The sequence below is a fragment of the Streptomyces olivaceus genome (assembly GCF_000721235.1).
GTDB classification, from domain to species: domain Bacteria; phylum Actinomycetota; class Actinomycetes; order Streptomycetales; family Streptomycetaceae; genus Streptomyces; species Streptomyces olivaceus.
Map to the genome: position 1 here is coordinate 1 of NZ_JOFH01000077.1, position 8,856 is coordinate 8,856.

Here is an 8,856-nt window from a genome sequence, read left to right on the forward strand (position 1 = left end):
GAACGGACGCTTCCTTTGTACTCACCCTCTCGGGCTTTCCTCCGGGCGCTTCCCTTCGGTCTTGCTGTCTTGCGTTTCCGACTCTATCAGATCTTTCCGCTCCGATTTCCTCGGTGCTTTCCAGGTTCTCGCTTTCGCGTTTCCCTTTCCGGCGGTTCCGACTTTATCAGATGTTCGGGACCAGTCTGACTGGCCACTCATTCCGATTCATCGGGAGAGCGCTTCTTCGAATTCAGAGATTCGAAGAAGCGGATAGATGTTCCTGTCACCCTCTGGGATGGACCCGTCTTCAGGCAACTGTTCAAATCTACCTCCCCGCTCATGCCGTGTCAACGGCTCTTGCGGGGACGATGAGGACACTAGCAGCTCACCGCGTACGGATGCACATCAGGCGGCCGTTGGCACGGTGGCGCTGCGTTCGGCCTCTTCGACGTCTCCCGTGTCGCCGGAGCGGACGGCGCGTCCGCCCAGGACATAGACGTAGGCGAGGAAGGCCGCCTCGGCGAGGACGCCGATGGTGATGCGGGCCCAGGTCGGCAGGCCGGAGGGGGTGACGAAGCCTTCGATGGCGCCCGAGACGAAGAGGACTAGGGCCAGGCCGACTGCCATGCCGATGGCTGCTCTGCCCTCCTCGGCCAGCGCGACGCGTCGAGTGCGGGCGCCCGGGTCGATCAGGGTCCAGCCGAGACGCAGCCCGGTACCCGCGGCGACGAAGACCGCGGTCAGTTCGAGCAGGCCGTGGGGCAGCACCAGGCCGAGGAAGGTGTCGAGGCGGCCGGCCGAGGACATCAGGCCGAAGCCCACACCGAGGTTGAGCATGTTCTGGAAGAGGATCCAGATGACGGGGAGGCCGAGGAAGACGCCCAGGATCAGGCAGAGGGCGGCGGCCCAGGCGTTGTTCGTCCACACCTGCGCGGCAAAGGACGCCGCCGGATTGCTGGAGTAGTACGTCTCGTACTGGCCACCGGGGCGGGTCAGTTCCCGCAGCTCTCCCGGGGCCGCGATGGTCGACTGCACGTCCGGGTGGGTGCCGATCCACCAGCCGAGGAGCGCCGCGACGGCGGTCGACAGGAGAGCCGTGGGGACCCACCAGTGCCGTGCGCGGTAGACGGCTGCCGGGAACTGCTGGGTCAGGAACCGGGTGACGTCGCGCCAGGAGGCTCGCCGGGTCCCTGTCACGGCACTGCGCGCGCGTGCCACCAGTTGGCTGAGCCGTCCGGTGAGCTGGGGATCGGAGGCGCTGGACTGGATCAGGGAGAGGTGGGTGGCCGTGCGCTGGTAGAGGACGACGAGCTCGTCGGTCTCGGCACCGGTCAGCCGACGCCGGCGGCGGAGCAAGGCGTCGAGGCGGTCCCACTCCACGCGGTGGGCGGAGACGAAGACGTCGAGGTCCATCGGTGTGCCTGCTCCTCGGCTATCGTCAGCGGCTCGTCGTGGATCAGCTTGTCGTACCGCGGCGCGGTGCGTCCTCAGCTTGGCAGACTGGCGAGGGCGGGGGCAGTCGGCGGAAGGACGGCGGGCGTGGGCGAGCTGGTGACGGGCGAGGCGGTAGCACTGGAGCTGCGCCCCGCGAGGCTGCCCAGCAGGGCGCTGGCCGTCCTGCTCGATCTGGTGGTGGCGGTGGTCGTCTACATGGCGGTGACCATCGCTCTGGTGGCGTCCACGGCCTCTCTCGACGTGGCGGCCCAGACCGCGCTGTCCATCGCGGCCTTCGTCCTCGTGCTGGTGGGCGGGCCGATCGCCGTGGAGACACTCAGTCACGGGCGGTCGCTCGGAAAAGTGGCGTGCGGTCTGCGGGTGGTGCGGGACGACGGTGGGCCGGTGCGGTTCCGGCACTCTCTGGTGCGGGGCCTGATCGGGGTGATCGAGATCCTCATGACGTTCGGCGTCGTCGCCTGCATCGCCTCACTGGTGTCGGCGCGGGGGCGTCGGCTGGGTGACGTGTTCGCCGGCACCCTGGTGGTGCGGGAGCGGGTGCCCGCCACGTCGGGGGGTTTCATGCCGCCGCCTCCGCCCTGGCTTGCAGGGCGGTTCTCGGGACTCGACCTGTCCGCGGTCCCCGACGAACTCTGGCTCGCCGTTCGTCAGTACCTGGCGCGGATGGGGCAGCTGGACGTCCACGTCGGACGGGCCATGGCGGAACGGCTCGCCGCTGACGTGGCCGCCCGCACGGGTGCCCCCGTGCCTCAGGAGGTTCCGCCGCCCGCCTACCTGGCGGCGGTCCTGCAGGAGCGGCAGGCCCGGGAGTCCCGTCGGGCGTTCGGTGATCCTCGTGGTGGAGGGGGGTCCGCCCTTCTCGGACCGGCTGCCGCCTCGCCGCCGTCCCCCGCGTCGCCGGCGGCGGCGTCGCAGCAGGGAACGCCGCGCACCGCACCGCCGCAGAACGGACAGGCGGAGCAGCCGCGGGACGTACGGCAGGAGCGTCGGCCCGGTACCGGGTTCGTTCCGCCGGCGTAGGGCTTGGGGCGACGAGGGGAGCGTCGGCTGCCGCCTCGTCTCACGGGAACACGGACGGTGGGGATTCCAGGTCGTCCAGCTCGATGCCGGGAGCCGCGAGTACGACGTCGCCGGCCATGTGCACGAGGTGCTGCTCACCGGTGTCCAGGGCCGTGACCTGGTATTCGTCCACGGTCAGGGGGCCGTTGTCAGTGGTGTGTGCTTCTCTTCTCAGCAAGGCCCAGGACTGGTCCACGGTGCGGGGGGCGAGGACCGGACCGGTGAGGGCGACGAGGCGTACGCGGGTGGCCGATGCCGAGGGGGTGAGGCGCAGGAGACGGGTGACGGCGACGAGGAAGGCCGGGGACGTGCCGGTGAAGGCGTGGGCGCGCACATTGCCTTCGGTGGCGTGGACTCCGGTGGGATCGGTACGGACCCAGGTGATGCCGTCGATGGCGGCGCCGCGCACCTGCCAGTCGCCGGCGTGGAGTTCGAGGCGGATGGGGCGGCCGAGCTCGTCGAGGGCGAGGTCGACGGAACCGTGGTGGTCTCCGGTGGGCGTGGTCAGCCGTGAGACGTAGCGCCAGCCGGACGGGCCCGGGGCGCATTGGAAGTGTTCTGCTGCGAGAGGGGTGTGGTCGTGCGGATCGTGGAGCGAATACCGGCCGCGGGGCATGGAGGTCCTGGGTGGTGACGGGCTGCTGGTCCGGCCGCTGAGGCGGCAACGGGACAGGCCCCCGGCACGGGGGTGCGGGGGCCTGTCTCGGAGGCGAGAAGCCGTGGGGAGCCCGGTGGGCTCAGTAGCGGTAGTGGTCCGCCTTGTACGGGCCCTCGACCTTGACGCCGATGTAGTCGGCCTGCTCCTGGCGGAGCGTGGTCAGCTTGACGCCGAGGGAGTCGAGGTGGAGGCGGGCGACCTTCTCGTCCAGGTGCTTGGGCAGCACGTAGACGTCGGTCGGGTACTCGTCGGGCTTGGTGAACAGCTCGATCTGGGCCAGGGTCTGGTCCGCGAAGGAGTTGGACATCACGAACGACGGGTGGCCGGTGGCGTTGCCCAGGTTCAGCAGGCGGCCCTCGGACAGGACGATGAGAACCTTGCCGTCGGGGTGGGTCCACGTGTGGACCTGCGGCTTGACCTCGTCCTTGACGATGCCGGGGATCTTGGCGAGGCCGGCCATGTCGATCTCGTTGTCGAAGTGGCCGATGTTGCCGACGATGGCCTGGTGCTTCATCTTGGCCATGTCCGAGGCCATGATGATGTCCTTGTTGCCGGTCGTGGTGACGAAGATGTCGGCCTTGTCGACGACCTCGTCCAGCGTCGTGACCTGGTAGCCGTCCATCGCCGCCTGCAGGGCGCAGATCGGGTCGATCTCGGTGATGATCACTCGGGCGCCCTGGCCGCGCAGGGACTCCGCGCAGCCCTTGCCCACGTCGCCGTAGCCGCAGATGACGGCGGTCTTGCCGCCGATCAGGACGTCGGTGGCGCGGTTGATGCCGTCGACCAGGGAGTGGCGGCAGCCGTACTTGTTGTCGAACTTCGACTTGGTGACCGCGTCGTTGACGTTGATCGCCGGGAACAGGAGGGTGCCGTCGCGGTGCATCTCGTACAGGCGGTGGACGCCGGTCGTGGTCTCCTCGGTCACGCCGCGGATCTCGGACGCCAGCTGGGTCCACTTCTGCGGGCTCTCGCTCACCGTGCGGGTGAGGAGTTCGAGGATCACACGGTGCTCGTCCGACTCGGCGGTGTCGACCGAGGGGACCTTGCCGTCCTTCTCGTACTCGACGCCGTTGTGAACGAGGAGGGTGGCGTCACCACCGTCGTCCAGGATCATGTTCGGGCCGCCGGTGGGGGTGTTGGGCCAGGTCAGCGCCTGCTCCGTGCACCACCAGTACTCCTCGAGGGTCTCGCCCTTCCAGGCGAAGACCGGGACGCCCTGCGGGTTGTCGGGCGTGCCGTCCGGGCCGACGGCGATGGCGGCGGCCGCGTGGTCCTGGGTGGAGAAGATGTTGCAGGACGCCCAGCGGACCTCGGCGCCCAGGGCGACCAGGGTCTCGATGAGCACGGCGGTCTGCACGGTCATGTGCAGGGAGCCGGTGACGCGGGCGCCGGCGAGCGGCTGGGCCTCGGCGTACTCCTTGCGGATCGCCATCAGGCCCGGCATCTCGTGCTCGGCGAGGGTGATCTCCTTGCGGCCGAACGCGGCCAGGGAGAGGTCGGCGACCTTGAAGTCCTGTCGGTCGACAGTCGTCATTACGGGCTGCTCCTCGGGTTGGGTCGAGGTGGGTACGGCTGACCTGCGCGGCGGCGGACACAGGGGTGCCCCGAAGAGGACACTGGCATGCCCGCGTACACGCAGCGCAGTCCGTCGGAGGCCCTCTCTCCCTCGGCCGGTCCGTCCTGGACCGCCCGACCGCCATCAGCAGCGACGTCTGGCTCCGTCCCAAGCTACACCGCGGGTGCCCGCCGTCCCCAGTCCGCCTCCGAAGACTTCCGGACGTTCACGAAGGGTGACGGGAGGCGGCGGGGACGCGAGCGGTGTGTCGGTCAGTGGTCGGCGGGCGGGGCGGCCGGGCCTCCGGGGGTGGCCTCGGGGTCCGGGCCCTTGGCGGCCTCGGAGTCGCTGTAGATGTCCGGTTCCAGGTAGATGACGCGGGCGATCGGTGCGGCCTCGCGGATACGGGACTCGGCGGCGTTGATCGCGGCGGCGATCTCGGTGGCCGTGCCGTCGTGGCGGACTGCGATCTTGGCGGCGACGAGCAGTTCCTCGGGGCCGAGGTGGAGGGTGCGCATGTGGATGATGCCGGTGACCGTGTCGCCGGCGACGATCGCGGTCTCGATCTGCTGGACGACCTCGACGCCGGCGGCCTCGCCGAGCAGCAGGGACTTGGTCTCGGCGGCGAGGATCAGCGCGATCAGGATGAGCAGGATGCCGATGCACAGGGTGCCGATGCCGTCCCAGACGCCGTTGCCGGTGAGCAGGGCGAGGCCGACGCCGCCGAGGGCGAGGACGAGGCCGACGAGGGCACCGAGGTCCTCCAGGAGGACGACCGGCAGTTCAGGGGCCTTGGCGTGGCGGATGAAGTCCTTCCAGGACTTCTTGCCGCGCAGGGGGTTGGACTCCTTGATGGCGGTCCGGAAGGAGAAGCCCTCCGCGATGATCGCGAAGATGAGGACGCCGACGGGCCAGTACCAGTGCTCCAGCTCGTGCGGGTGCTTGATCTTCTCGTAGCCCTCGTAGAGGGCGAACATGCCGCCGACCGAGAAGAGCACGATGGAGACGAGGAAGGCGTAGATGTAGCGCTCGCGGCCGAAGCCGAAGGGGTGTTGCGGGGTGGCCTCGCGCTGGGCGCGTTTGCCGCCCAGGAGCAGCAGCCCCTGGTTGCCCGAGTCGGCGACGGAGTGCACCGACTCGGCGAGCATCGACGACGATCCGCTGAAGAGGAACGCCACGAATTTCGCCACCGCGATCGAGAGGTTGGCGAGCAGTGCCGCCACGATCGCCCTGGTACCGCCTGACGCGCTCATGTGTCGCGTTGTCCCTTCGCCTTCGTCTGCTGCATCTGCTTCGTCTGCGTCCGTACGCCGGTGGGGCCGGAGCCGGTCATCGGCTTTGCCCCGCCTTTGCGGTGCGCCATTGTTGCAGCCCGGGCGGGCGCCCGGTGTGCCGGATGCGCCGTCAGACGCGCAAGGTGGCCCGGAAGAGCGTGCCGGTTCCGGACACTTCGGCCTTTTCGTGCGCGGGGACGAAGACGGAGTGGCCGGGGGCCAGTTCGTGTCCGCCTGCCCGTACGGTGCCGGCCGTGCAGAGCAGGATCTGCGGGGTGGACAGGGTGAGGTCGTGGACTCCGGTGTCCTCGGGCAGGACGTAGCGGGACAGACGGAACTCGTCGGTCGGGGTGTCGTAGACCTCTTCGCCGTCGGGTGACGCCTCGGGGCGGAGGATGCCGGGGTCGCCGGCCTCGAAGCGGACGATGCGCAGGAGTTCGGGGACGTCGACGTGTTTCGGGGTGAGGCCGCAGCGCAGGACGTTGTCGGAGTTGGCCATGATCTCGACACCGAGGCCGTTGAGGTAGGCGTGCGGGATGCCGGCGCCCAGGTACAGGGCCTCGCCCGGCTGGAGCCGGACGTGGTTGAGGAGCATGGCCGCGAGGACGCCGGGGTCGGCCGGGTAGTGGTGGGCGATGTCGGCGTAGGGCGCGTAGGCGCCGCCCAGGCGGTCGCAGGCGGCCGCGGCCTCGCCGACCGTGCGGGACATCTCCTCGGGGTCGGCGGTGAGGATCGCGGTGAGGACCTCGCGCAGGGCGGCGTCCTCGGGCTGTGCGCGCAGCAGGTCGACGTAGGGCTTGAGGGAGGCGATGCCGAGGCCGTCGAACAGGTCGGCGGCCTCGGCCGGGGCGCGGAAGCCGCACAGGCCGTCGAACTCGGTGAGGGCGCAGATCAGTTCGGGCTTGTGGTTGGCGTCCTTGTAGTTGCGGTGCGGTGCGTCGAGGGGGACGCCCCGGCGCTCCTCGTCCTCGTAGCCGGCGCGGGCCTGGGCGAGGTCGGGGTGGACCTGGAGGGAGAGCGGGGCGCCGGCGGCGAGGAGCTTGAGGAGGAAGGGCAGCCGGGGGCCGAACCTGGCCACGGAGGCGGCGCCCAGTTCCTTCTCGGGGTCGGTGTCGACGACCTCGGAGAGGGAGCCCCGGCCGGTGCGGGAGGGGGCGCCCGGGTGGGCTCCCATCCACATCTCCGCCTGGGGTTCGCCGGTCGGCTCGGTCCCGAGCAGGTCCGGGATCGCGGTGGTGGAGCCCCAGGCGTAGGGGCGGACGGTGTTGTCGAGGCGGTCCATGGGCTCTCTCTGCCGGTGCGTGCGCGGTGGGTGCGCGGGGCGTTTCCTGGTGCTTTTCCTGCTGCGTACGAGGTCAGGCGCCCGAGGCGAGCGCCAGGTAGACGGCGGCGAAGTCCGTGACGGCGATCAGTTCGGCGAGGGTCTCCAGTTCGCCGCCCGCTTCCGGTTCGAGTTCGCTGATCGGCGTGTCGTGGCCCAGGGCAAGGTCACGGGCGTTGGGGGCGGCGGTGAGTCCGCCGCTGGGGCGGTCCCGCAGGAGCACCACGCGCGCGTGCAGTGCGGGTGCTTCCTCCACGCGGTCGCGGAAGAAGTCGTCGGGGTCGGCGGCTGCGGCGAGTTGCCCCGCGAGCAGGGCGTTGTGCGCGGCGAGCGCCTCGGGCAGGTCGGCGACGACGGCCGGAGTTCCGGACAGTTCGGCGAGGGCGGCGGCGAAGCGGCGCCCTGCGGGGCCGGCGGAGGTGCCCTCGGTCCAGATGACCGGGAGGGACTCGGCGAGTTCGGCGGCCAGGGTCTTGGCCGGGTTGCTGTAGGTGACGACGGCGGGACCGCAGCGTTCGGCGACGCGGTCCAGGCGGTCGGCGACCTTGTCGAGGGCCTCGGGCGGGGCGTCGAGCAGGGCGGTGCGGTCCAGCAGCGCGAGGAGCGGAGTGAGCAGGGCCCACAGGACGCCCGGGGCGGCACCCGCGAGGGGCTCGTCGTGGTCGTAGGGAGCGGTCGCCATCGGGATCAGCAGGCCGTGGGAGGCGCTCACCGCGTCGCTGAGCGGAGAACGGCCGGGGGCGACGGCGACGACCGTGCAGCCCCGGCGGTACGCCTGTTCGGCGAGGAGGGACAGGCCCGGCTCGGCGCCGTCCGGGGTGGCGATCAGCAGGAGGTCGACGGAACCGGCCCAACCGGGCAGTTCCCAGCGCAGGGCGCCCGCGGCGGCGGCGACGCCGGTGGGGGCGAGGCGGATGACGGGGCTGCCGGCGCCCGCGAGGGTCCCGAGAAGGTCGGCGGCGTGCATGGCAGCGGCACCCGGACCGGCGATCAGTACGGCGCGGGGGCGGCCGTCCGGCTTGAGGTTGCCGACGCCGGCCTCGGCGGCGTGCCGCGCGGCGGTGCGGACCCGGGCACCGGCCTCGGCGGCGCCGCGGAGCAGGCCGCGGCGGTCGGCCTCGGTGAGGCGCTCCGGGGTGTCGAGGAGCGATTCGTCGAGCATGGCGGCAGGTCTCCGATCGCCGGGGCGTTCGTTCGGTTGCGCGGGTCTCCGGGGGCCGGGCCCGGTACGTCCGGTATGCGGGGGCCGGAGGGCCGGGGCGGGGTGCCGGGCGCCTGGCCGTCCGTTACTCGGGGCGGCGGGCCTCGTCGACGAGGAGGACGGGGATGCCGTCGCGTACCGGGTACGCCAGGCCGCAGTCCTGACCGGTGCAGATCAGCTCCGCGTCCTGCTCCTTGAGGGGGGCGTGGCAGGCGGGGCAGGCGAGGATCTCCAGGAGGCCGGCTTCGAGCGGCATGGGGGTTCCCTTCGGGGGCGGTGGGGCTTGTGCGGATGTGCTGGTCAGGGTACCGCCGGATTTGGGGGCGGTGTCGGGGGTGGCGGGGGGGGTGG

At 71.1% G+C, this 8,856-nt stretch carries 8 protein-coding genes; 1 reads left to right on the forward strand and 7 read right to left on the reverse strand.

All coding sequences use genetic code 11. The features are described from left to right. Nucleotides 1-387: 387 nt before the first annotated feature. On the reverse strand, nucleotides 388-1,395 hold the full coding sequence (locus tag IG94_RS0137515; RefSeq protein ID WP_031048405.1) for a stage II sporulation protein M: 1,008 nt from the start codon (nucleotides 1,393-1,395) through the stop codon (nucleotides 388-390). A gap of 126 nt (nucleotides 1,396-1,521) precedes the next feature. Here IG94_RS0137515 and IG94_RS0137520 point away from each other — a divergent pair, with 126 nt between their 5' ends. After that, on the forward strand, nucleotides 1,522-2,457 hold the full coding sequence (locus tag IG94_RS0137520) for an RDD family protein (RefSeq protein ID WP_031048408.1): 936 nt from the start codon (nucleotides 1,522-1,524) through the stop codon (nucleotides 2,455-2,457). A gap of 40 nt (nucleotides 2,458-2,497) precedes the next feature. On the opposite strand, the gene IG94_RS0137525 is transcribed toward IG94_RS0137520, so the two are convergent. The 6 genes from IG94_RS0137525 to IG94_RS41260 all read right to left on the reverse strand — a co-directional run bounded on the left by IG94_RS0137525 (nucleotide 2,498) and on the right by IG94_RS41260 (nucleotide 8,761). Next, the gene (locus IG94_RS0137525) at nucleotides 2,498-3,112 is read right to left on the reverse strand and encodes a hypothetical protein (RefSeq protein WP_031048411.1); all 615 of its coding nucleotides are present in this window, start codon (nucleotides 3,110-3,112) and stop codon (nucleotides 2,498-2,500) included. Between the two features lie 121 nt (nucleotides 3,113-3,233). After that, entirely contained in the window at nucleotides 3,234-4,688 is a 1,455-nt protein-coding gene (gene ahcY / locus IG94_RS0137530) for an adenosylhomocysteinase (RefSeq protein WP_031048414.1), read from the reverse strand. 293 nt (nucleotides 4,689-4,981) lie between these two features. Further along, complete coding sequence (locus IG94_RS0137535; RefSeq protein WP_031048417.1) at nucleotides 4,982-5,962, reverse strand: cation diffusion facilitator family transporter; 981 nt, start codon at nucleotides 5,960-5,962, stop codon at nucleotides 4,982-4,984. Nucleotides 5,963-6,113: 151 nt separating this feature from the next. After that, a complete protein-coding gene (gene manA / locus IG94_RS0137540) occupies nucleotides 6,114-7,265 on the reverse strand; it encodes a mannose-6-phosphate isomerase, class I (RefSeq protein WP_031048419.1) in 1,152 nt (383 codons plus the stop codon). A gap of 73 nt (nucleotides 7,266-7,338) precedes the next feature. Continuing rightward, nucleotides 7,339-8,466, reverse strand: a complete 1,128-nt coding sequence (locus IG94_RS0137545; protein WP_031048420.1) for an SIS domain-containing protein — start codon at nucleotides 8,464-8,466, stop codon at nucleotides 7,339-7,341. Between the two features lie 124 nt (nucleotides 8,467-8,590). Then, entirely contained in the window at nucleotides 8,591-8,761 is a 171-nt protein-coding gene (locus IG94_RS41260; protein WP_007450268.1) for a Trm112 family protein, read from the reverse strand. Between the last annotated feature and the right edge of the window lie 95 nt (nucleotides 8,762-8,856).